The following is a 20,170-nucleotide window of genomic DNA, read 5'->3' as shown; positions in this document are numbered from 1 at the left end:
ATGTCCGAGCACGCCGCCCGGCGGATGTGGCAGCTGTACGAGCCGCTCCACGCGCTGACCTACTTCGCGCCGGGTGCGCTGCGGGCCGCCGAGCCGCTCGGCCCCGGCTTCTGGTCGCGCTACGTCGCGCAGCGGGCGGCGCCGCTCGGGCCCGCGCCGAGCGCCGTCGTCACGGCCGCGTTCGGCGGGTTCGCCCCCGACCGCATCGCCGACGCCCTCGAGGCCGTCACCGCCACGCCCACCGAGGCGCTGACCGTGCGGCTGCGCGGGATCGACGCCGCCTTCGGCGACCTGGCCGAGCGGACCGACCTTCCCGACGATGCCGCGATGGCGGAGGCCGCCGACCTCGCCTGGACCGCGGCCCGGGCCTGCGAGGACGCCGGGCGGGTGCTGGGCGCGGCGAACCGGGCCCTGCCCCGCCCGGGCGCCCCGCACCTGGCCCTGTGGCAGGCCGCGACCACCCTGCGCGAGCACCGGGGCGACGGGCACCTCGCCGCCCTCGCGGTGCACGGGGTGTCGCCCGCGGAGTCGCACGTGCTCAAGGTGCTGGCCGGGGAGGCGGGAGAGCGCGACCTGCGCCTCGGCCGGCGCGTTCCCGACGAGGTCTGGGAGGCGGCCCGCGCCCGGCTGGCGGACGTCGACGCCCCGGCCCTGCACGCCGCGGTCGAGGACGCGACCGACCGGGCGGCGGCCGGACCGTGGGAGGCGCTCGGCCCGGAGGCCACCGACCGGCTCGCGACGCTGCTGGCGCCGGTCACCGAGGCCTGCTGGTCCGTGGTGCCACCGGTCAACCCGATCGGTCTGCCGCGGTGAGCCCGCGCCGATCACCCCGCTAGTCTGGCGCCCCGTTCGTCCGGTTGGACCACCTGCTGGGGGCCCGCGTGTTCACGCCCGACTTCTTCCCGACGCTGTTCTCCAACATCGGCCTCATCGCGATCTACGCGGTGATCGGCGCGGTGCTGATGTACGTCGGCTACTTCGCGATCGACCTCACCACGCCCGGCGACCTGCGCGCACTCGTGCGCGAGGGCCGCCCGAACGCGGTCGTCGTCGCGGCCTCCGGCCTGGTGTCGATGGCCCTGATCGTCGTGGTGGCGATCTACATCTCCGGCGGCGGCTTCCTCACCGGGATCGTCAACACCCTCGTCTACGGCCTCGTCGGCATCCTCGCCCAGGTGGCGGCCGTCCGGGGTCTCGAGGCGGTGTCCCGGCTCGACGTGGGGGCCTGCCTGCACGACGAGGGCTACACCCCGGTCTCGGCGATGATCGCCGGGATGCACGTCGCGCTCGGCCTCGTCGTGGCCGTCGCGATCATCTAGCCCCGACCGGCAGCCACCGCGCGGCCCGCGCGAGCACCGGCCGCGCGCGGCCGAGGACCATCGGCACCACCGGCAGCGGGTCGTCCAGCGCGAACCACGCGTGCTCGGTGGCCGGGGCCCGCCCGGCGGGGGCCGGCCCGTCCGTGCGCTGCCCCCGGTAGGCCACGCGGGCCGCGTAGTCGAAGTCCTCGACCACGAACGCCCGGCCCTCGGGATACGGCGACGTCGGCACGGGGCGGCCGGTGAGGCCGAGGTGCTGGGCGCGCACCACGTCGATCCCGGCCGCGTCCTCGAAGAGCCGGAACTGGGCGCCCACCCGCGGGTTGAAGTCGACGAGCTTGTACCGCCCGTCGCGCCGGTCGAGGCGCCAGTCGAGGTCGGCGATGCCGCGGAAGCCGGTGGCGTCGAGCAGTCGGCGGGCGAGGTCGGCGAGCGCGGGGTTCCAGCGGGCCCGTCCCGCCGTGGTGATCCCGGCGTGCGGCGGCCACGAGCGGAGCTTGACGCCGGTGAACAGCGTCGGGTCGCCCTCGCCCGGCGACCACGCGTGCACCACCCAGTCCTCGGACTCCTCGCGCGGCAGGTACTCCTGCAGGATCACCGACGGCTCGTCGGACCACCCGAGCGCCAGCGCCCGCAGCTCGTCGGGGGTCCCGACGACAGTCGAGGAGCGCACCGAGGGCCGCCGGTGCCGCTCGAAGGGCGCCCGGGTCTTCACCACCACCGGGAAGGCGCCCGACGCGGCGTACTCCTCCACGTCGGCGAGGGTCTCCGGGAACGCCGTGTCCGGGGTGGGGACGCCGTGCTCCCGGCACGTCGCGAACAGGCCCTCCTTGCTGGCGACCCGGCGCGGCAGCCCCGGGTCGGCGCAGCGGGCGAGGAGGAAGTCGTCGGCGAGCTCGTCGGCGAGCTCGGAGACCGCGACGGCGCTCTCGTCGTCGGTGGGGACCAGCACGGCCCGCCGCCCGATCGCCCGGGCGATGCCGTGCAGGCCCTCCGCGAGGTCGGCCGGGTCCTCGGCGCCGGTGGTGGGCCAGGTGACGCGGCCACGCAGGTGGCGGGAGACGGCGACCGGGGTGAAGGCGCCCTCGGTCACGGCGTACACGTCGACCCCGCAGCGCCCGAGGCTGCGCACCACGCCGAGGCCCCCGTGGTGCAGGGGGTAGTCGCCCAGCTTCAGCAGCAGGGCGGGCACGGACCGGTCGAGCTCCACACGGAAGAGCATCCCCCACTCGAACGGAGCAACGGGCATGCACCCGGGGTGTTCACCGGCCGTCCACCTGCTCGGCCACGTGGTCGTCGAGGGTCGCGCGCACCAGGGCCGCCGAGAACCGGGCGAGGTCGTCGCCGTCCACCAGCGCGGCGAGCTCCTGCGGGTCGGTGGGCAGACCGACGGCCGCCGCGCCGTCGACCGCCTTGCCGTCGAGGTGCGGGCGGAACTCGGGCCAGACCAGCTGCACCTCGCGCAGGAAGATGGCCGCCCCCACCGGGCCGACCTGCGGCATCGTCGTGAGCAGGTCGGTCAGGGTCCCGGCGTCGCCGTCGGCCTCAGCGCGCATCCGCCGCAGGTCGCCGTGCCACCGGTCGGCGACGAGGGCCGCGCCGTCCTGCAGGGCGTCGGTGGTCCGGTCCTTGTTGATGAACCTCGCCCGGTCGAGCGCGCCGTGCACGTCGTCACGGGCCGCGTCGCGCATCCGCTGCGGGCTGCCGAACCCGGAGTCGACCAGCTCGCGGCAGGCCCGGGTGCCCAGCTTCGCCTGCACCCGGCCGGAGAGCAGCACCGTGAGGACGAGCAGCCGGTAGAGCGGGGCGGGCTCGTCCCGCAGCGTGATCCCGGCCTCGGCGGCGAAGGTCTCGCCCGCGGTCTCCAGGAGCGTCGCGGCGGTCTCGGCGTGGCTCATGGGACCGGCGTACCCGGGCCGGGGCGAGCGAAGCGACGGGGGAAGGGCCGGTCGCGGGTCCGCAGCGCAGAATCGTCGGCATGGAAGCACCGCGGCTGGTGGCCAGCGACGTCGACGGCACGCTGCTCGGCGCGGACGACCGCCCCGGGCCCCGGCTCGTCGCCGTCCTGGGGCGCATGGCCGAGGCGGGCGTGCCGCTCGTGCTGGCGACCGGGCGCCCGCCGCGCTGGATCGCGCCGGTGTGCGAGGCGATCGGCACCCACGGGCTGTGCGTCGCGGCCAACGGCGCGGTGGTGTGGGACGCGGGCGGGGACCGGGTGCTGGACGCGACCGAGATCGGCACGGACGTCCTCGTCGAGGTCCTCGACCGGCTGCGCACCGCGCTCCCGGGCGCGGGCCTCGCCGTGGAGCGGGTCGCGCGGCCCGGCGTGGCCGAGTTCTGCTGCGAGTCCACCTTCGAGCACGCCTGGCCGAGCTCCGACCACGTCGAGGTGAGCGAGGACGAGCTGGTCGCGCAGCCGGCGATCAAGGTGCTCGCGCGGCGCCGGGGCCTGTCGAGCGACGCCATGGCCGCCGCCGTCCGCGACGGTCTGGGGGAGCTCGTGGACGTCACGTTCTCCTCCTCCGGCGGGCTCGTCGAGTGCTCCGCGCGGGGCGTGACGAAGGCCCACGGGCTGGCCTGGGCGGCGGGGCACCTCGGCGTGGCGGCCGAGGAGGTGGTCGCGTTCGGCGACATGCCCAACGACCTCGAGATGCTGCGGTGGGCGGGGCACGGGGTGGCCATGGGCAACGCGCACCCGGACCTGGTGGCCGTGGCCGACGAGGTGACCGGCCACCACGACGAGGACGGTGTCGCCGTCGTCCTCGAGCGCTGGTTCTGAGCCGTGGTCCGGCCCGGGGCGCCCGCGCGTCGCTGCCTCGGTGACGGCCGTCTGTCAAGACCCGAGTAACATCGGTTCGGTACCGCAGGAGGCGCCGAGGAGGACGTGTGCTCGATCGGTCATCCGACACGAGCGAGTCCGTCGGTTCCCGTGAGGCCGTCGCGCTCACCGCGATCCAGCGGCGCGCGGCCCGCCCTCCGGTGGTCGGGGCCGCCCGGGCGATGTCCCTGTTCGGCGAGCACGCGGCCGGCTGGCTCGCGATCGGGGCCGCGGGCGCCCTGCTCGACCGTCCCCGTCGCCGGCAGTGGACCACCGCCGCCGCCGGGGTGGCCGGGGCGCACGCCGCGTCGATCGTCCTCAAGCGGGTGGTCCGGCGGCCCCGCCCGCACGACCCGCGGGTCGAGATCCACGTCGGCACCCCGAGCCGGCTGAGCTTCCCGTCCTCGCACGCGACGTCCACCACCGCGGCGGCCGTGCTCTACGGCGGCCTGCTCGGCCGGTCCGCCGCGACCCTCCCCACGGTGCCCGTCATGGCGTTCTCGCGCCTGGTGCTGGGCGTCCACTACCCGACCGACGTGCTGGCCGGGTCCGCTCTCGGTGCGGCGTGCGCGATCACCACGCGCCGCCTCATCGCCCGCGGGTCCGTCGGCCGCTGGAGGACCGCATGACGACGTCAGAGAGCACGCAGCGCGAGAGTGCCGGGCCCGAGAAGGAGCCCGTGGTCGCCGTCGAGGCGCCGGCGGTGCCCGACTTCGAGAACCGCGAGCCCGAGGACGCGCCGGAGGACACTGCGGTGCCGGTGCGCCGCACCGGTCCGCTGGCGCTGCCCCTGGGTCTGCTCAAGACGATGCGACCCAAGCAGTGGGTCAAGAACGTCCTCGTCTTCGCCGCGCCCTTCGCGGCGGGACGGCTGGGCGACCTGGCGGTCCTCCCGTCGGTGCTCCTCGCCTTCGCGGCCTTCTCCCTCGTGGCGTCCGGGGTCTACCTGGTCAACGACGCCCGCGACGTCGAGGCCGACCGGGCGCACCCGAAGAAGCGGTTCCGCCCGATCGCGGCGGGCATCGTCCCGCCGTCGGTCGCCTACGTGACGGCCGTGGTCCTGTTCGCGGGCGGCATCGCCCTGAGCCTGCTCGCCAACCGCAACCTCGCGATCGTCGTCGCGATCTACATCGTGGTGCAGCTCGCGTACTGCGTCTGGCTCAAGCACGAGCCGGTGATCGACGTCTGCATCGTCTCCTCCGGCTTCCTCATGCGGGCCATCGCCGGTGGCGCGGCCGCCGCGCTCTACCTCTCGCCGTGGTTCCTGCTGACGATGGCGTTCGGCTCGCTGTTCATGGCCTCCGGCAAGCGCTACGCCGAGATGCGGCTGGCCGAGCGCACCGGCGCGAAGATCCGCAAGTCGCTGGAGCGCTACTCGGCGTCCTACCTGCGGTTCGTGTGGTCGCTCTCGGCCACGATCGTGATCCTGGCGTACTCGCTGTGGGCCTTCCAGATCGGCGTGCAGCCGGTCCGCAACGCCCTGCCGACCCCGCCGAGCATGTGGGCGATCATCTCGGTGGTGCCGTTCGTGGTGGCGATCCTCCGCTACGCCGTCGACGTCGACGGCGGCAACGGCGGCGAGCCCGAGGAGATCGTCATCAACGACCGGGTGCTCCAGGTGCTCGGCGTGGCGTGGGCGGCCCTGCTCCTCGTCGCCGTGTACACCTCGTCGACCCACTAGAACCGCTGGCCCCCGGCGGACGGACGTAGGGACATGACCGCAACCATCACCGCTCTCGTGCGCTACGCGCTCGTCGGAGTGGTGAACGCCGCGACGTACTACCTGGTCTACCTGGCGGTGCTCGGCGAGGTCGGTTACCTGACGGCGCACATCGTCGGGCTCGGTGCGGCGATGGTGGTCTCGTTCTTCCTGAACTGCCGCGTCACCTTCCGGGTGCGTCCCTCGTGGCGGCGGTTCCTGCTCTACCCGGCCTCGCAGGCGGTCAACATCGCGGCGACGACGATCGGCGTGGTCGCGCTGGTGACCCTCGGCGTCGACGAGCGCATCGCACCGCTCGCGGCGGCCGTCCTCGCCGTCCCGGCGAGCTTCCTGGCCGCGCGGTTCGTGCTGTCCCACCAGCGCGAGGTGCGGGTGCCGGCACCGGTCCCGGTCTTCGACCCCGACCCGGCGACCCTGCGCCTCACCGTCGTCCGACGGTGATCGTCGTCCAGGCCCCGACGTGGATGGCGTCGCCGGGGTCGAGGGGCACCGCGGTGCCCGGGACCAGGGGCTCGGCGCCGTAGTTCAGCGTGGTGCCGTTGGTCGAGCTCGCGTCGAGCACCACCCAGCGGTCGTCGCCGACGGCCAGCAGCATCGCGTGCAGGCGGGAGACGCCGGGGTCACGGGGCGGACCGGTGAGGTCGATGCCCGGGGCCGGGTCGGACGGTGCGGCGGGGGCCTCGTCGGGGACGGGGCGCCGGCCGATCGACACCTCCTCGCCCCGCAGCTCCACGGTGAACTCCCGCGGCGCCGCGGGGAAGTCCGGCACCGGGACACCGCCGGGGGTCGACCGGGCGCGCACCAGCTCGTAGTGGTCGCGGTCCGCCCAGACCCGGGCGGTCCAGACCGTCATGCGGGCCCGTCGGGCGCCTTCCCGCGCGGGGGCCGGGCGGCGCTTCCCTCCGGGTCGTACGTGTCCTCCGACGCGGTGTCGCGGCGCGGGAGGTCCTCGGCGTCGAGCGGGATGAGGATCGGGCCGGTGTCCTCGCTGCCGTCGGGTCGCGGGTCCCACTCGCCGCCGCCGTCGGCCGGGTCGAGCGGGACGAGGGCGACGGTCGCGTTGTCGTACCCGCCGTCGGCGAGGGCCGCGTCGACCAGCGCGCGGGCGTCGGCCGCCACGTCGACGCCGTCGATGAGTGCCGCGAGCCGGTCGGCGTCGGGGATGTGGTTCCAGAGCCCGTCGCTGCACAGCAGCAGGAAGCCCGGGGCGGCCGGACGGAAGCGGCGGGCCCGCGCGGGGCCCTCGGGGGAGTCGTGGCCGAGCCACCGCGTGAGCACGTGCGCGCGGCGGTCGGCGTGGGCCTGCTCGCGGGTCATCACCCCGGCCGCGGCGATCTCCTCGGCCCACGAGTCGTCGACCGAGAGCAGCTGCGAGGTCCCGTCCTGGGCGAGCCAGTAGACCCGGCTGTCGCCCACCCACGAGACCACGGCGGAGCCGCCGCGGGTGACCGCCCCGGTGTAGGTGGTGGCCGGGGGGTCGGAGGGGTCGCCGAGCCGGACGAGGTCGGCCGCCGCCTCGGCGGCGGCGCTCGCGCCCACCGAGGCGAGCCCGTCGAGCCCGCTGACGCCGTGGGCGACGATCCGGGTGAGCACCGCAGCCACGCAGGCCTCCGCCGCCGCGAGCGACGCCTCGTCCCCGCGGCGCGCCGACGCCACGCCGTCGCACACCGACGCGATGAGCACCTCGCCGCTGGGGGTCGCGATCCGTCCGATCGCGCACGCGTCCTCGTTGCGCCGGCGCCGCAGGCCGCGGTCGGTCACGGCGGCGGCCGGACCGAGCCGGAACTCCACGTGGTCGCGCACCGCGGGCCGCCGCGTCCCGCAGCGCCCGCACACCAGGTCCTCGGCCTCGTCGACGCTCGCGCCGCACTCGGCGCAGTCGGCCTCCTCGATCTGCGCGCGCGTCGCCTCGAGCACCGCCCGCAGGTCGGTGTGCTCGCCGGCGGTGCCGGCCGGGCCCACGGACTGCACGGGAACGCCCCCGGTGGGGTCCGGGTCGACGGCCGGGGCGCGCGGCGGATCGGACGGACCCTGGTCGTCGGAACCGTTCGTCGCGGACGGCGGCGCGGAGGACTCGGTCACAGCGGGAAGGCTCCTCGGGGGTGGTGCGGCGTGGGGGCATTGTGGTGCACGGCGCCGCCGCCGTCCGTCCGCCCCACGCCGTGATCGTCGGGTTGCCCCGGCAGGGTGGCGTGAACGCCCGCACGGCGCAGCGCGAGGGTCACATCCCCGGCGAGGGCGGCCACGTCGGGATGGCGCAGGCCGGGGTCGACGGCCGTGGCGCGCCGGACCACCGCGTCGAGCTCCGTGGCGGGCCGCGGCGGCCCGAGGTGGGCGAGGACCGGGGCCCCCAGCAGCACGTCGAGGGTGCGGCCCAGCGCGTAGACCTCGGAGGCCACCGAGGGGCCGTCGCCGCCCGGGGCGATCTCCGGGGCCAGGAACCCCTCCGTGCCCCACACCGGGCTCGTCCGGTCGTCTGCGCGCCGCACCGACCCGAGGTCGGCCAGCACCGGTCCCCGGTCGGTGACGAGGACGTTGGCCGGCTTGAGGTCGGCGTGCAGCAGGCCCCGCGCGTGCAGCCGCCCGACGGCCGGGGCCAGCGTCCCGACGAGGGCCGCTGCCGCGGCCGGGGACATCGGGCCCCTCGCCGGGGCGCCGTGGAGCCGTTCGACGACGAGGTGCACGGCCGGGTCCGTCACCACGTCGACGAGGCGCACCAGCGCGGGGTGGTCGACCCCGAGGAGAAGCGCGGGGGTCGCGGCGTCGTCGTCGCGGCGCCGGGTCACGACGACCCCGTCGCCCGTCGCCTCGTCGGACGCGAGGTAGACCCAGTCGCCGCCGCGGGCGAGGAGGTCGACGACGCGGTACCGGGCGGCGAGGAGCGTGCCGGGGGCGAGGCGGGGCCGCAGGTCGAACGGGCGCCGGCAGAAGGAGCACGTGCCGGTGAGTCGGCCCGGCCGCCCGTCGCGCCCGCGGCCGACCGGGGCGTCGCACTCCGGGCAGGTGCGGCGGGCCTCCGGGAGCAGCGCCGCCGGATCGGTGGGGAACGTCGAGGAGGGGACGCGCTCCCGCGTCGCCCGCGTCAGACGGTCCACCCTCGTACTCCGCTCGCCCCGACTCCGCCCGCCGGGCGATCGGTGAACGATACCCCTGCCGGCGCGGCGGTCAGTCGAGGCAGAACTCGTTGCCCTCGGGGTCGGCCATCACGATGTTCCCGCCGACGAACGGCGGCTCGGGCTCCACCCGCAGGAGCCGGGTGGCGCCCCGGCCGACGAGCCGGTCGGCCACGGTCTCCAGCGTCGCCATCCGCTCGTCGCCGGACAGGCCCGGGGCCGCCCGCAGGTCGAGGTGCACCCGGTTCTTGACCTGCTTGCCCTCGGGGACGCGCTGGAAGAACAGCCGCGGCCCGTTGCCGCCGGGGTCGACGACGGCCGAGGCGTCGTTGCGCCGCTCCGCCGGGACGCCCCAGGCGTCGAGCGCCTCGTCCCACGTCGCGAATCCGCCCGGCGGGTCCTGCAGCCGATAGCCGAGCGCCTCGGCCCAGAAGGCGGCCAGGGCGGCCGGGTCGGCGGCGTCGAACGTGACCTGCACCTCGAGACTCATGGGCGCCATCGTGGCGTGCGAGGCGGTCGGATCGCGTCCTCCTCCCGCCGGCGGCACCTGGCGCCGGGGCGCCACGGGGCGTGTGGCATCTTCGTCCGGCACCGCCCGATCGGGGGACCGGCGGTACCCACGGACGGCCGTCACCCGAGGAGCCCATGAGAACGCGTGGCCTCTCCCCGTCGCTCCGCTCGCCGGCCCGGGTGCTCCCCCTGCTGCTGGTCCTCGCGCTGCTCGCGGGAGCCGGCACGGCGTCCGCCCAGCCCGCCCCGCCGGCCCCGCCCCCCGCGGCCGGCTCCTTCGTCCCCCTGCAGGCCGCCCGGCTCTTCGACTCCCGGGTGCCCACCAAGGTCGTCGACAAGGGCTTCACCCAGGCCGGGCCGCTCGGACCGGGCCAGACCGTGTCGGTCCCGGTGGCCGGGCGCGGCGGGGTGCCCGACACGGGCGCGGGCACGGTGGTCCTCAACGTCACCGGCACCACGCTGTTCGGCTCGAGCTACCTGACGCTGTGGCCGCAGGACGCGCCGCGGCCGCCCACCTCCACGCTGTCGCTCACCCCGGGCGCCCCGGTGACCAAGACGATCGTCACGAAGCTCGGCGGCGGCGGGGCGGTGAGCCTGTTCAACGTCACCGGGGTCACCGACGCCACCGTGGACGTCGTCGGGTGGTTCCCGGAGAGCTCGCCGCTGGCCTCCGGCGTGCCGCAGCGGATGCTCGACACCCGGGCCGAGGGCGCGCTGCAGCCCGGCGAGTCGCGCCGCGTGCAGGTCGACGGGCGGGGCTTCGCGCCCGCGCCGCCCGGCTCGTCGGTGCTGCTGAGCCTCACCGCCACCGACGCCACGGCCCCGACGACGGTCAGCGCCTGGGGCACCGGCGGCCCCCGGCCGTTCGCCCCGACGCTCACGCTGGTGCCGGGCGACACGCTGCCCACCATGACGATCGTCCCGGTCGGCGAGGACGGCTCGATCACCGTCGCGAACCAGGCCGGGACCGTGCAGCTGCTGGCCGACCTCGTCGCCGTGCTGCCCGCGGCCGTCGGGCGGGCCGTCACGCCCGCGCGGCTCTACGACAGCCGCACGCCCGACCCGGCCACCGCGGCCGTCGGGACGGGCCCGCTGGCGCCCGGACAGATCCGCACCGTGCCGGTGCTCGGCCGGGCCGGGCTGCCCGCCACCGGGGTGTCGTCGGTGCTGCTCAACGTCACGGGCCTGGGCCCGACGGGCAACGGCGCGATCGGGGTCTGGGGGGCGGGTCCGCCGCCGACCACCTCCGCGGTCGTCGTGCCGGCGGGGACCGTGCGGCCCGGGTTCGCCGTGGTCCCGGTCAGCCCCCAGGGCACCGTGCAGGTGGCCGACGCGGGGTCGGCGATGGACGTCGTCCTCGACGTGGTCGGCTACCTCGCCGGGACCCCGGGCACGGCCCCGACCGGCCCGGCCGCGGTGCCCGGCGCCCCGGCGCCCGACGGCGGGAAGCTGCTCTGGCAGGCCGACTACGCCGACGGGCTCGCCAACTACCGCTCGACCCCGTGGAACATGGTCGGGGCCGCCGCCCCCGACGTCGTCGGGTCGGTCCTCGGCGGGCTGCTGCGCAAGCCCGCGCTGCAGGTGTCGATGCCCGGGGGCGGCCAGCGCGCCGAGCTGGAGCCGAACTTCCGCTCGCTGCGCGACGGCGACGACCTCTTCTTCGGGTTCTCGGTGACCCTCGCGCCGGGCTTCCCGACGACCACCGGCGACTGGCAGGTCATCACCCAATGGAAGAACGAGGGCACGGGGTCGCCGCCGCTCTCGGTCAAGGTCGGCGACGGCCAGTTCCAGCTCGACGGCGGGTTCGACCGCGGTGCGCCCTTCGAGATCCCGATGGGCCCCGCGACACCCGGCGTGGCCCACCAGGTCGTGGTGCACGTGCGGTTCGCGGGCGGCGGCGGGTCGGTCGACACCTGGGTGGACGGCAAGCAGGCGATCCGCGGCTTCCGGCCGCCCGCCGGCACCCTCTACCCCGGCACCACGAGCTACCTGAAGACCGGCATCTACCGGAGCACGGCGATCTCCCAGCCCGGCACGCTGTTCTTCGACGACTGGCGCATCGGGACCAGCTACGCGGCGGCCTACCCGCGCTGAGCGGGGGTCGTGCGCGTCGCGGGTCACCCGGGTGCGATGCTGGCGAACGAAGCAACCCGTCCAGGTCGACAGCGTGCGCAATCGTTTGCGTACCCTTCCTTCCCGGACCGCCGCCGAACGACGGAGACCCGCAGTGACGTCATCGACCCCAGCGCCGGGGGCGCACGACACCGACGCGACGGACGAGGGTGCCCGGCACCGCTCCGACGGCGCGGAGACCGGCGGGACGGGGACCCCGGGCATGGGGACCACCGGCACCGGCGCCGCGACCACCGGGACCGTCGGCTCCGGGAGCACCGGTGCCGACCTGTCGGACGCCGCGTCCGGCGGTGCGGGCGCCGACCTGTCGAAGCAGGCCGAGGAGGCCGAGCGGGCGCTCGCCGAGGCGGCGAAGGCGGCCGAGCAGGCCGTCGCGGCGGCCCACGACGACGGGCACTCCGCCGTCGTCAAGGGCTACGAGGAGGCCCGCCGGGCCACCGACCAGGCCTACGAGAAGTCCGCCGCGCGCACCGACCGTCCGTAACCAGTCGGAGTCCGGGCAGGGGGGCCGCGGCGATGGGCGTCCAGACCAGGGTGACCGAGCAGGGCGTCCTGTTCCGCTTCACCGGCAGCGACCGGTTCTTCGCGTGCCGCGGCGGCGTGTTCCTGCCGATCGACCGGGTGCTCGGTGCCCGCACCCTCGAGCGCCGCGACGCGGTGCTCGCGAGCCCGCGCGTCCACCTGCCCGGTATCAGCGTCCCGGGACTCCTGCGGGCCGGTGCCTACGGGGTCGGGGAGCGCCGGCAGCTGTGGATGGTGCGGACGGCGACGACGCTGCTCGCGATCTACCTGCGCGGGGTGCCGTTCCACCGCGTGGTCGTCGAGGTCGACGACCCGGCCGGGCTGTCCCGGATCATCAACGACGCGCTGCCGCCCCGGGGTCTGCCGCCCGGCTCGCGGCGTCCCTGAGCAGCTCCCGCCCCCGGACCCGTCGGGGCTAGCTCTTGGGACCCACCAGCGCCGACGCCGACTCGTAGCTCGCCGCGATCCGGGCGTCGACGAGGAGGAGCTCGGCGGTCTGGGAGATCGCGGAGTCGCGGTAGATGCCGGTCTTGAGGTACGAGTCGTCGCCCTCGTAGCGGGTGCCGCCCGGGGGCCGGAACCCGTCGATGCGCTTCTGGCCGTTCTGCCACACGTCGACGACGGCCTTGGCCGGGTCGGTGGAGAACCGGATGTGCACGACGACGTCGGTCTGACGGCCGGTGATCGCGGGGCCGATCGGCATCGAGAAGTAGTCGGAGCCCGGGTCGCTGCCGCCGGCCCCGCCGTCGAGCTTGAACATCCCGCCCTCGACCTTGACCTCGATCGGCGGGCTGCCGTCGCCGAGGTTCTTCCACTGCGCGAGGACCTGCCAGCCCTCGGCGTTCACCGGGAAGTCGGCCGGGAGGTTCCACGCGAAACCGAACCAGGCCTCGTCGCCCTCGCGGTAGAACTGGGTCTGCGGCTCGAGCTCGCTGCGCCGGCCGCCGCCGGGCACCGTGAACTGCAGGGCCTTCGCCCCGGGCACGTCGGGGGCGTCGACCACCTCGGGCGCGGGGGCCCCGTCGTTGTTGTACGGGGTGTCGCGGAAGTTGCGCAGCGGGTCGGCCCCCGAGAGGCCCGCCTGCCAGATCGGCGGTGGCACCGTCGAGGGGTCGGGGGCGCCGGTCAGCGGCGGGGGCGCGCCGGCGACCGTGCTGCCGGATCCCGAGCCGGAGGACGACGTCGCGGGCTCGCCGGTGGAGCACCCCACGACCACCCCGGCCACGAGCAGCAGCGAGACCGCCGCGCCGAGCAGACCGTGGGTCCTCACGTGACGTTCCCCTCGGCGATCAGGGGCTCGAGCGTGAGCCCCGGTTGGTTCTGCACGACGGCCTGCAACCGCCACTTGTGCGGGAACAACGCGAGCAGCTCCCCGTCGGTACGGCGGGTGAGCACCTCGATCCCGACCGAGCCCCTGAGCTTCTCGGCGCCGGCGGCGTCGGTGCGCCGCGCGAGCGTGTAGTCGAGGCGCTCGAGCTTGATCGGCGCCGAGAACTCGTCGGACAGCCGGGCCGACACCACCTCGAACTGCAGGGGCCCGACGGCGGCGAGCACCGGCGCCTGGTCGCCCCGCAGGTCCGAGGACAGGACCTGGATCACGCCCTCGGAGTCCAGCTGCTCGATGCCCTTGCGGAACTGTTTGGTCTTCGACGCGTCCGCTACTCGTGCCACGGAGAAGTGTTCGGGCGCGAAGCTCGGGATGGTCGGGAACGTGACCGGCTTCTCCGCCCAGAGCGTGTCGCCCGGGCGCAGGGCGGTCGCGTTGACGAGCCCGACGATGTCGCCGGGGTACGCCTCCTCGATCGTCGACCGGTCGCGCCCGAACATGGCCTGGGCGTACTTCGTCGCGAAGGGGCGGCCGGTGGCGTCGTGGGTGAGCACCATGCCGCGCTCGAAGCGTCCCGAGCAGATCCGGACGAACGCGACCCGGTCGCGGTGCGACTTGTCCATCGAGGCCTGGACCTTGAAGACGAGACCGGAGAACGGCGAGTCGATCGGGCGCCGGTCCCCGGTCGCCGACGGCCGCGGCGTGGGGGGCGGCGCGAGGTCGACCAGCGCGTCGAGCAGCCGGGCCACGCCGATGTTCGACAGGGCGGCGCCGAACATGACCGGGGTCGCGGTGCCGGCGTGGAAGGGCTCCGGGTCGAAGTCGGCGCCGATCTCGCCGAGCAGCTCGAGCTCCTCGGTGGCCCGCTCCCAGTCGACGCCCTCCTCGGCGGCCGCGCGGTCGGGGTCGAGGATCTCCTCGGCCGCCTTCGAGGCGCCGTGGGCGGCGCGGGTGAACCGGCGCATGCTGCCGTCGGCCCGTTCGACGAGGCCGTGGAAGTCGCCGGCGATGCCCACCGGCCAGGTGATCGGCATGGGCCGCAGCCCGATCCGCTGCTCGACCTCGTCGACCAGCTCCAGCGGGTCGCGGCCGGGGCGGTCCCACTTGTTGACGAACGTCAGCACCGGCACGCCGCGGGCGCGGCAGACGTCGAAGAGCTTGAGGGTCTGGGGCTCGAGGCCGCGGGCGGCGTCGAGCAGCATCACCGCGGCGTCGACCGCGGCGAGCACCCGGTAGGTGTCCTCGGAGAAGTCGCCGTGGCCGGGGGTGTCGAGCAGGTTGATCACGTGGTCGCGGTAGGAGAACTGGAGCACCGCGGAGGTCACGGAGATGCCGCGCTCGCGCTCCATGTCCATCCAGTCGGACGTCACGCCCTTGCGTCCGCCCTTGCCGTGGACCGCGCCGGCCGCGGAGATCACCTCGGCGTGCAGCGCGAGGGCCTCGGTGAGGGTCGACTTGCCGGCGTCGGGGTGCGAGATCACCGCGAAGGTGCGGCGGCGGCGGGCCTCGACATCGGGTCGACCGTCGGGTCGGGCGTGCGCGGACGGGACGCTCGTGCCGTCGGGGTGGATGTCCGTGCCCATCGGCGATCAGGTTACGGCCAGCAGCCGTGTGACCGGCGTCTGGGGCAGCGATGCTCCGGGTGGGTGGACGCTCGTCGCGTGTCACGGACCGTCGAACGGATCACAGGGGAGACGGCTGTTTCACGACAGGTTCACCAGGCAGACTCCCGTTGCGGGCAGACCGCCCGGTTTGATGCGGTGTGCCGGGGCGTCCGGTCCTCCCGGGGGGAGAGGACCGGACGCCCACCGCGTCATCCGAGGGCCCGGGCCTGCTCGATCAGCCCGTTCGCGGCGTGCTCGAAGAACCCGTCGACGTCGGGCCCCGCGTTGATCAGAGCGAGGTGGTCGTACCCCGCGTCGGCGAACGGCTTCGTCACGGCGAGGTGCCGTTCGATGTCGGGCCCGCACCCGAACGCCTCGGCCATGTGGTCGGCCGTGACGAACGCGGTCGCGGCGTCGAAGTTGACCGGGTTCGGCAGCTCGGCCTGCACCTTCCAGCCGACCTGCCCGAAGCGGAACAGGGCGCGCGCCGACTCGGCCGCCTCCTCCGCGGTGCTCGCGTAGGCCAGCGGGACCTCGGCGTAGGCCGGGCCGGAGCCGCCCGCGTCCTGGTAGGCACCGATCAGGTCGGGGCTCGGTTCGGTGGTGAACAGCCCGTCGCCGAGCTCCGCCGCGAGCTTCGCGGCCCGCGTCCCGCCGGCCGCCACGACGATGCGCGGGAGCTGCTCGGGCAGGTCGAACACGCGGGCGTCCTCGAGCGTGAGGTGCTGCCCCTCGTAGGTCTGGTAGCCGCCCTGCCAGAGCAGCCGGATGATCTCGAGCGACTCCCGGAACATGCGGTGCCGCACGTGCACGGCGGGCCAGCCCTGCCCGACGACGTGCTCGTTCAGCTGCTCCCCGGAGCCGACCCCGAGGGTGAACCGGCCCTCGGCGAGGATCTGGGTGGTCGCCGCGGCCTGGGCGATGACCGCGGGGTGGTACCGGATCATCGGGCACGTCACGCCGGTGGCGAGCTCGATCCGCTCGGTCTTCGCCGCCATCGCGGCGAGCATCGACCACGCGAACCCCGAGTGCTGCTGCTCGGACACCCACGGGTGGAAGTGGTCGGAGATCTCGACGAAGTCGAAACCGGCCTGCTCGGCCTGGACGCACTGGCGGACCATCTCGGCGGGCCCGTAGGCCTCGGCGATGAGTTTGTACCCGATCTTCACCGGCGCGGATGCCCGAAGGGCACGTCAGGCATTCGCCCCGGCGCCGTCGAGCGGCTCGTCGGGCTGCACGAGGGGCATGTTGCCGCCCCCGCCGTCGTCGTCGGGCTCCACCCAGATCGTCACCGGGTCACCCGCCGGGACCCGGAACCCGGCCTTCGGCTCCTGGTCGGTCACGGTGCCGCTGACCGTCGGCGGGGTGTCGGGATCGGGGTCGACGGCGACCACGCGCGCCGTGATCGCCAGTTCGTGCGCCTGGGCGGCCGGGAGCCCGACCAGCGCCGGGACCAGCACCAGCTCGGGTTCGTCCATGCGCCGACGGTAGCCAGGTGGCCGCCCGGGGAGAAGGGGGCCGCCCGCGGCGACCGGGAGCCGCCCGGCCGGGGATCTCCCGGTGCGGTTGGATGCCCGCAGCACCGGGACGCCCGGGCGTGGCGTGGTGATCGGCGGAGCGGGGGCGGCGCGATGGGGCAGCGACGGACGGTCGGGCGGCTCGCGGTCGCCCTGCTGGCGGGAGGACTCGCCCTCGCCGGGTGCACCGGTGGCGGGTCGACCGCGGCCCCGCCCCTGCAGTCCTCGTCGGCCGCGCCCACCGGCTCGGCCGCCCCCGCGGCGCCCGCGACCCCGCTCGGCGCGCCGGCGGTGTTCGTCCCGTGCGACGGCTCGTTCGAGTGCGCCCAGATCACGGTCCCGGTCGACTACCAGGCCCCGACCGGCCCCACGATCACGATCGGCATCGTGCGTCAGCCCGCGAAGGACCAGGCGGGCAAGGTCGGCGCGCTGCTGGTGAACCCGGGCGGGCCCGGCGGGTCGGGGATCGAGACGGTCGAGAGCGGCCAGGTCCCGGCGGCCGCGGCCGACCGGTTCGACGTCATCGGCTTCGACCCCCGCGGCGTCGGCCGCTCGAGCGCCCTCGCCTGCCCGGTCGGCCCCGACACGCCCTACTACGGCGACCCCGACCCCGGCGACCCCGCCGACGAGGCCGCCACCGCGCAGTCGGTCGAGCGCTACGACCAGGCCTGCGGCGACGCCTACCGCCAGCTGCTGCCCCACCTCGGCACCCGCGACGTGGCCCGCGACATGGACGCGATCCGCAACGCCCTCGGCCAGCCGCAGATCTCCTACCTGGGCTTCTCCTACGGGACCTCGATCGGGCAGGTCTACGGCGAGCTCTTCCCGCAGCGGGTGCGGGCGATGGTGCTCGACGGCGTCGTCGACGTGACCCTCCCCGGGCTCGACCCGAGCCAGGCCGAGAGCTTCGAGAACTCGCTGCGCCAGTTCGCCGCCGACTGCGCCACCCGGCCCGACTGCGAGGCCGGCCCGGACGCGATCGCGATGCTCGACCGGGTGCGCGCGAGGGTGGAGGCCGCCCCGCTGCCCGTCGCGGGGATGACGCCGCTCTCGCCCGGGCTCCTCGAGCTCGGCGTGGTGCTGCCGCTGTACTCGAAGGACAACTGGCCCGTGCTCGCGAAGGCGCTGAAGGCCGCGGACGGCGGCGACGGCGGCCCCTTCCGGCGCCTGGCCGCGAGGTACTTCGAGGGCTCGAACGCCGACACCTACAACGCGGTGACCTGCCTGGACAACTCGTGGCCGCGCAACCCGCAGGACGTCTTCGTCCAGGCCCGGGCCGCCGAGCTCCGGGCGCCGCACTTCAGCGGCAACGTCCTCGTCTCCGGCCTGACCTGCGCGGAGTGGCCGGTGCCTCAGGACCCGCTGACCCCGCCGAGCGGCGCGGGCCTGCCCCCGACCCTCGTCCTGGGCACCACCAACGACCCGGCCACGCCGTACCAGAACAGCGTGAGCCTCGTCGGGCGCCTGCCGGGCTCGGCGCTGCTGACCAACCGCGGCGACGGCCACACGATCTACGGCCAGGGCAAGGCCTGCATCGACACCCAGGTGAACGCCTACCTGATCAGTCTCGCGCTCCCGGCCCCGAACGCCGTCTGCTGACGTAGGGTCGTGCCCGGTGTGCCGGGAAGTCTGGTCGGCGGTCCCATCCGCCTGCCCGAGAGGTCGTCGTGACCGAGACTCCCCGCCGTGACCGCCTCCGCCGGACCCGTGCCGGGCGGCTGTTCGTCGCCCCGTCGCCCGGCGAGTCGACGCGGATCGCCGCGCTGCTGCGCCAGGAGACCATCGGGGGCGCCCTCCTGATCGGCGGCGCCGTGATCGCCCTGGTCTGGGCGAACTCGCCGTGGCGGGGGACCTACTCCGCCCTCGGCGCGCTGACCGTCGGGCCGGCGGCCCTGCACCTCGACCTGAGCCTCGCGACGTGGGCCGCGGACGGGCTGCTCGCGATCTTCTTCTTCGTCGCCGGGCTGGAGCTCAAGCGGGAGTTCGTCGCGGGCGACCTGCGCGACCCGGCGCGCGCCGTGCTGCCGGTCGCCGCCGCCGTCGGGGGGATGGCGGTCCCGGCCGTGCTCTACACGCTGGTCAACCTGGGCAACCCCGAGGGGCTCGCGGGCTGGGCGGTCCCCACGGCCACCGACATCGCCTTCGCGCTCGCGGTCCTCGCGGTGATCGGGCGCGGACTCCCGACGGCCCTGCGGACCTTCCTGCTGACCCTCGCCGTCGTCGACGACCTCCTCGCGATCACGATCATCGCGGTCTTCTACACCGACGACCTCGCCGTGGGGCCGCTCCTGCTCGCGCTCGTGCCGCTCGGGCTCTTCACGCTGCTGGTCCAGCGCCGCGTGCGCTCGCCGTGGCTGCTGCTGCCGCTCGCGCTCGTCACGTGGGCCCTGGTCCACGAGTCGGGCATCCACGCCACCGTCGCCGGGGTGCTGCTCGGCTTCGCGGTGCCGGTGGCCCGACGATCGCCCGGGGAGGGTCCCGGCCTCGCCGAGCACCTCGAGCACCGCTGGCGCCCGATCTCGTCGGGGGTGGCCGTCCCGGTCTTCGCGTTCTTCGCCGCCGGGGTGACGGTGATCGGGGGGACCGACCTCGCCGGGACGTTCGCCAACCCGGTGACGATCGGCGTGGTCGTCGGCCTCGTCGTCGGGAAAGCGGTGGGGGTCACGGGTGCGACGTGGCTCGTCCAGCGCTTCACCCGGGCCCGGCTCGACGAGTCCCTGCGCTGGCTCGACGTCCTCGGCCTCGCCCTGCTCGCCGGGATCGGGTTCACGGTGTCGCTGCTGGTGGGCGAGCTCGCGTTCGGGGGCGGCACCGTCGCGGACGACCACGTGAAGGTGGGCATCGTCGTCGCCTCCCTGCTCGCGGCCGCTCTCGCGACCCTCGTGCTGCGACTCGGCGCCAGGTCGCCCGAACGGGCGCGTCCCTCGTCGTCGTGACCGACCGGACGGGGTACAGGGGGACATGACCAGTGCAGCGACGCCGCCCCCCATCCCCGACCCCCTCGAGGTCACCGGCACCACCGAGGTGCTCCCCGCCGTCGTCCAGAAGGTCGTGGCCTTCGCGACGCGCGAGATCCCCGGCGTCACCGACCTCGGCGGCGCAGCCTCCCGCGCCCTCGGCTCGGTCCGTCAGACCCTGACCGGCGGGGAGAACGTGGCGGGCGTGCGGGTCGACCTGACCGGCGACACCGCCGTCGTCGGGCTCGACGTCGCGATCGAGTACGGGTCCGGCGCGCGGGAGATCACGCGGGCGCTGCGGCGGCACGTCCCCGACGCCGTCGAGCAGATCGCGGGCGTGCGGATCACCGAGCTGAACATCGTCATCACCGACGTGGTCCTGCCCGGGGCGGCCGACCCGGAGGTCCCGACCGCCGGCTAGACCAGGTTGCGGAGGAACAGGATGATCGACTGCCCGGCGGAGGCGAGGTTGCCGAGGATGGCGTTGACCGTGCCGGCCGCCGTCGTCGGGGAGTCGATGATCCAGAAGACGACGAGTACCGCCACGAGCACGCCGACGACCTTCTGCACGTTCACAGGGTCACCGTACCTTCACACTCGGTAGGTCACACACCGGTGCGGCCCCAGCAT

General features: G+C 75.2%; 23 protein-coding genes. 12 read left to right on the top strand and 11 right to left on the bottom strand.

The window, feature by feature from the left end:
• Together ACFPBZ_RS11025 and ACFPBZ_RS11020 are read left to right on the top strand one after the other, a co-directional pair.
• Complete coding sequence (locus ACFPBZ_RS11025; protein WP_378036089.1) at positions 1-813, top strand: SCO6745 family protein; 813 nt, start codon at positions 1-3, stop codon at positions 811-813.
• A gap of 53 nt (positions 814-866) precedes the next feature.
• A complete protein-coding gene (locus ACFPBZ_RS11020; protein WP_378036167.1) occupies positions 867-1,319 on the top strand; it encodes a DUF350 domain-containing protein in 453 nt (150 codons plus the stop codon).
• On the opposite strand, the gene ACFPBZ_RS11015 is transcribed toward ACFPBZ_RS11020, so the two are convergent.
• Positions 1,312-2,568, bottom strand: a complete 1,257-nt coding sequence (locus ACFPBZ_RS11015; RefSeq protein ID WP_378036088.1) for a carboxylate--amine ligase — start codon at positions 2,566-2,568, stop codon at positions 1,312-1,314. The two genes, ACFPBZ_RS11020 and ACFPBZ_RS11015, sit on opposite strands and share 8 nt — an antisense overlap.
• 13 nt (positions 2,569-2,581) lie before the next feature.
• Positions 2,582-3,217, bottom strand: a complete 636-nt coding sequence (locus ACFPBZ_RS11010) for an endonuclease (RefSeq protein ID WP_378036087.1) — start codon at positions 3,215-3,217, stop codon at positions 2,582-2,584.
• Between the two features lie 80 nt (positions 3,218-3,297).
• On the opposite strand from ACFPBZ_RS11010, the gene ACFPBZ_RS11005 reads away from it, so the two are divergent.
• From ACFPBZ_RS11005 to ACFPBZ_RS10990, 4 genes are all read left to right on the top strand, one after another.
• Positions 3,298-4,098 (top strand): HAD family hydrolase, encoded by an 801-nt coding sequence (locus ACFPBZ_RS11005; RefSeq protein ID WP_378036086.1) that lies wholly within the window; start codon positions 3,298-3,300, stop codon positions 4,096-4,098.
• Positions 4,099-4,205: 107 nt separating this feature from the next.
• The gene (locus tag ACFPBZ_RS11000) at positions 4,206-4,766 is read left to right on the top strand and encodes a phosphatase PAP2 family protein (protein WP_378036085.1); all 561 of its coding nucleotides are present in this window, start codon (positions 4,206-4,208) and stop codon (positions 4,764-4,766) included.
• A complete protein-coding gene (locus ACFPBZ_RS10995; protein ID WP_378036084.1) occupies positions 4,763-5,818 on the top strand; it encodes a decaprenyl-phosphate phosphoribosyltransferase in 1,056 nt (351 codons plus the stop codon). Before ACFPBZ_RS11000 ends, ACFPBZ_RS10995 begins: the two co-directional genes overlap by 4 nt.
• A 33-nt stretch (positions 5,819-5,851) precedes the next feature.
• The gene (locus ACFPBZ_RS10990) at positions 5,852-6,298 is read left to right on the top strand and encodes a GtrA family protein (RefSeq protein WP_378036083.1); all 447 of its coding nucleotides are present in this window, start codon (positions 5,852-5,854) and stop codon (positions 6,296-6,298) included.
• Here ACFPBZ_RS10990 and ACFPBZ_RS10985 read toward each other — a convergent pair.
• From ACFPBZ_RS10985 to ACFPBZ_RS10970, 4 genes are all read right to left on the bottom strand, one after another.
• Positions 6,279-6,710 (bottom strand): FHA domain-containing protein, encoded by a 432-nt coding sequence (locus ACFPBZ_RS10985; protein ID WP_378036082.1) that lies wholly within the window; start codon positions 6,708-6,710, stop codon positions 6,279-6,281. The two genes, ACFPBZ_RS10990 and ACFPBZ_RS10985, sit on opposite strands and share 20 nt — an antisense overlap.
• Positions 6,707-7,939, bottom strand: a complete 1,233-nt coding sequence (locus ACFPBZ_RS10980; protein ID WP_378036081.1) for a PP2C family protein-serine/threonine phosphatase — start codon at positions 7,937-7,939, stop codon at positions 6,707-6,709. The genes ACFPBZ_RS10985 and ACFPBZ_RS10980 overlap by 4 nt, the downstream gene beginning before the upstream one ends.
• Entirely contained in the window at positions 7,936-8,952 is a 1,017-nt protein-coding gene (locus ACFPBZ_RS10975; RefSeq protein WP_378036080.1) for a protein kinase domain-containing protein, read from the bottom strand. Before ACFPBZ_RS10975 ends, ACFPBZ_RS10980 begins: the two co-directional genes overlap by 4 nt.
• 70 nt (positions 8,953-9,022) lie before the next feature.
• Positions 9,023-9,460 (bottom strand): VOC family protein, encoded by a 438-nt coding sequence (locus ACFPBZ_RS10970; RefSeq protein ID WP_378036079.1) that lies wholly within the window; start codon positions 9,458-9,460, stop codon positions 9,023-9,025.
• Between the two features lie 155 nt (positions 9,461-9,615).
• Here ACFPBZ_RS10970 and ACFPBZ_RS10965 point away from each other — a divergent pair, with 155 nt between their 5' ends.
• The 3 genes from ACFPBZ_RS10965 (at position 9,616) to ACFPBZ_RS10955 (ending at position 12,522) form a co-directional block, all read left to right on the top strand.
• On the top strand, positions 9,616-11,574 hold the full coding sequence (locus ACFPBZ_RS10965; protein WP_378036078.1) for a heparin lyase I family protein: 1,959 nt from the start codon (positions 9,616-9,618) through the stop codon (positions 11,572-11,574).
• A gap of 133 nt (positions 11,575-11,707) precedes the next feature.
• Entirely contained in the window at positions 11,708-12,097 is a 390-nt protein-coding gene (locus ACFPBZ_RS10960; protein WP_378036077.1) for a hypothetical protein, read from the top strand.
• Between the two features lie 32 nt (positions 12,098-12,129).
• Positions 12,130-12,522, top strand: a complete 393-nt coding sequence (locus ACFPBZ_RS10955) for a hypothetical protein (protein WP_378036076.1) — start codon at positions 12,130-12,132, stop codon at positions 12,520-12,522.
• A gap of 28 nt (positions 12,523-12,550) precedes the next feature.
• Here ACFPBZ_RS10955 and ACFPBZ_RS10950 read toward each other — a convergent pair whose 3' ends face one another.
• From ACFPBZ_RS10950 to ACFPBZ_RS10935, 4 genes are all read right to left on the bottom strand, one after another.
• Positions 12,551-13,405, bottom strand: a complete 855-nt coding sequence (locus ACFPBZ_RS10950) for a polysaccharide lyase (protein ID WP_378036075.1) — start codon at positions 13,403-13,405, stop codon at positions 12,551-12,553.
• The gene (locus tag ACFPBZ_RS10945) at positions 13,402-15,045 is read right to left on the bottom strand and encodes a peptide chain release factor 3 (protein ID WP_378036074.1); all 1,644 of its coding nucleotides are present in this window, start codon (positions 15,043-15,045) and stop codon (positions 13,402-13,404) included. The genes ACFPBZ_RS10950 and ACFPBZ_RS10945 overlap by 4 nt, the downstream gene beginning before the upstream one ends.
• Before the next feature lie 230 nt (positions 15,046-15,275).
• Complete coding sequence (locus tag ACFPBZ_RS10940; protein WP_378036073.1) at positions 15,276-16,235, bottom strand: TIGR03557 family F420-dependent LLM class oxidoreductase; 960 nt, start codon at positions 16,233-16,235, stop codon at positions 15,276-15,278.
• A gap of 24 nt (positions 16,236-16,259) precedes the next feature.
• Positions 16,260-16,544, bottom strand: a complete 285-nt coding sequence (locus tag ACFPBZ_RS10935; RefSeq protein ID WP_378036072.1) for a PASTA domain-containing protein — start codon at positions 16,542-16,544, stop codon at positions 16,260-16,262.
• 153 nt (positions 16,545-16,697) lie between these two features.
• Here ACFPBZ_RS10935 and ACFPBZ_RS10930 point away from each other — a divergent pair, with 153 nt between their 5' ends.
• The 3 genes from ACFPBZ_RS10930 (at position 16,698) to ACFPBZ_RS10920 (ending at position 19,961) form a co-directional block, all read left to right on the top strand.
• The gene (locus ACFPBZ_RS10930) at positions 16,698-18,182 is read left to right on the top strand and encodes an alpha/beta hydrolase (RefSeq protein ID WP_378036071.1); all 1,485 of its coding nucleotides are present in this window, start codon (positions 16,698-16,700) and stop codon (positions 18,180-18,182) included.
• A gap of 68 nt (positions 18,183-18,250) precedes the next feature.
• Positions 18,251-19,519 carry a Na+/H+ antiporter NhaA gene (nhaA, locus tag ACFPBZ_RS10925; RefSeq protein WP_378036070.1) on the top strand — a complete coding sequence of 423 codons (1,269 nt, stop codon included), beginning with the start codon at positions 18,251-18,253 and terminating at the stop codon, positions 19,517-19,519.
• A 25-nt stretch (positions 19,520-19,544) separates the two neighbouring features.
• A complete protein-coding gene (locus ACFPBZ_RS10920) occupies positions 19,545-19,961 on the top strand; it encodes an Asp23/Gls24 family envelope stress response protein (protein ID WP_378036069.1) in 417 nt (138 codons plus the stop codon).
• Here the strand turns inward: ACFPBZ_RS10920 and ACFPBZ_RS10915 are convergent.
• Positions 19,958-20,116, bottom strand: a complete 159-nt coding sequence (locus ACFPBZ_RS10915; RefSeq protein ID WP_378036068.1) for a hypothetical protein — start codon at positions 20,114-20,116, stop codon at positions 19,958-19,960. The two genes, ACFPBZ_RS10920 and ACFPBZ_RS10915, sit on opposite strands and share 4 nt — an antisense overlap.
• Positions 20,117-20,170: the final 54 nt, after the last annotated feature.

Origin of the sequence: Actinomycetospora atypica, assembly GCF_042653685.1 — a bacterium.
Classification (GTDB): domain Bacteria; phylum Actinomycetota; class Actinomycetes; order Mycobacteriales; family Pseudonocardiaceae; genus Actinomycetospora; species Actinomycetospora atypica.
The sequence above is the reverse complement of the archived record's forward strand: the minus strand, read 5'-3'. Positions and strand labels throughout refer to the sequence as shown.

Bases quoted from the DNA above. Each gene is read 5' to 3' on its own strand.
- ACFPBZ_RS11025 (WP_378036089.1), top strand. From the start codon at position 1: ATGTCCGAGCACGCCGCCCGGCGGATGTGGCAGCTGTACGAGCCGCTC.
- ACFPBZ_RS11015 (WP_378036088.1), bottom strand. From the start codon at position 2,568: ATGCCCGTTGCTCCGTTCGAGTGGGGGATGCTCTTCCGTGTGGAGCTC.
- ACFPBZ_RS11010 (WP_378036087.1), bottom strand. From the start codon at position 3,217: ATGAGCCACGCCGAGACCGCCGCGACGCTCCTGGAGACCGCGGGCGAG.
- ACFPBZ_RS11005 (WP_378036086.1), top strand. From the start codon at position 3,298: ATGGAAGCACCGCGGCTGGTGGCCAGCGACGTCGACGGCACGCTGCTC.
- ACFPBZ_RS10995 (WP_378036084.1), top strand. From the start codon at position 4,763: ATGACGACGTCAGAGAGCACGCAGCGCGAGAGTGCCGGGCCCGAGAAG.
- ACFPBZ_RS10990 (WP_378036083.1), top strand. From the start codon at position 5,852: ATGACCGCAACCATCACCGCTCTCGTGCGCTACGCGCTCGTCGGAGTG.
- ACFPBZ_RS10985 (WP_378036082.1), bottom strand. From the start codon at position 6,710: ATGACGGTCTGGACCGCCCGGGTCTGGGCGGACCGCGACCACTACGAG.
- ACFPBZ_RS10970 (WP_378036079.1), bottom strand. From the start codon at position 9,460: ATGAGTCTCGAGGTGCAGGTCACGTTCGACGCCGCCGACCCGGCCGCC.
- ACFPBZ_RS10965 (WP_378036078.1), top strand. From the start codon at position 9,616: ATGAGAACGCGTGGCCTCTCCCCGTCGCTCCGCTCGCCGGCCCGGGTG.
- ACFPBZ_RS10955 (WP_378036076.1), top strand. From the start codon at position 12,130: ATGGGCGTCCAGACCAGGGTGACCGAGCAGGGCGTCCTGTTCCGCTTC.
- ACFPBZ_RS10945 (WP_378036074.1), bottom strand. From the start codon at position 15,045: ATGGGCACGGACATCCACCCCGACGGCACGAGCGTCCCGTCCGCGCAC.
- ACFPBZ_RS10935 (WP_378036072.1), bottom strand. From the start codon at position 16,544: ATGGACGAACCCGAGCTGGTGCTGGTCCCGGCGCTGGTCGGGCTCCCG.
- ACFPBZ_RS10930 (WP_378036071.1), top strand. From the start codon at position 16,698: ATGGGGCAGCGACGGACGGTCGGGCGGCTCGCGGTCGCCCTGCTGGCG.
- ACFPBZ_RS10920 (WP_378036069.1), top strand. From the start codon at position 19,545: ATGACCAGTGCAGCGACGCCGCCCCCCATCCCCGACCCCCTCGAGGTC.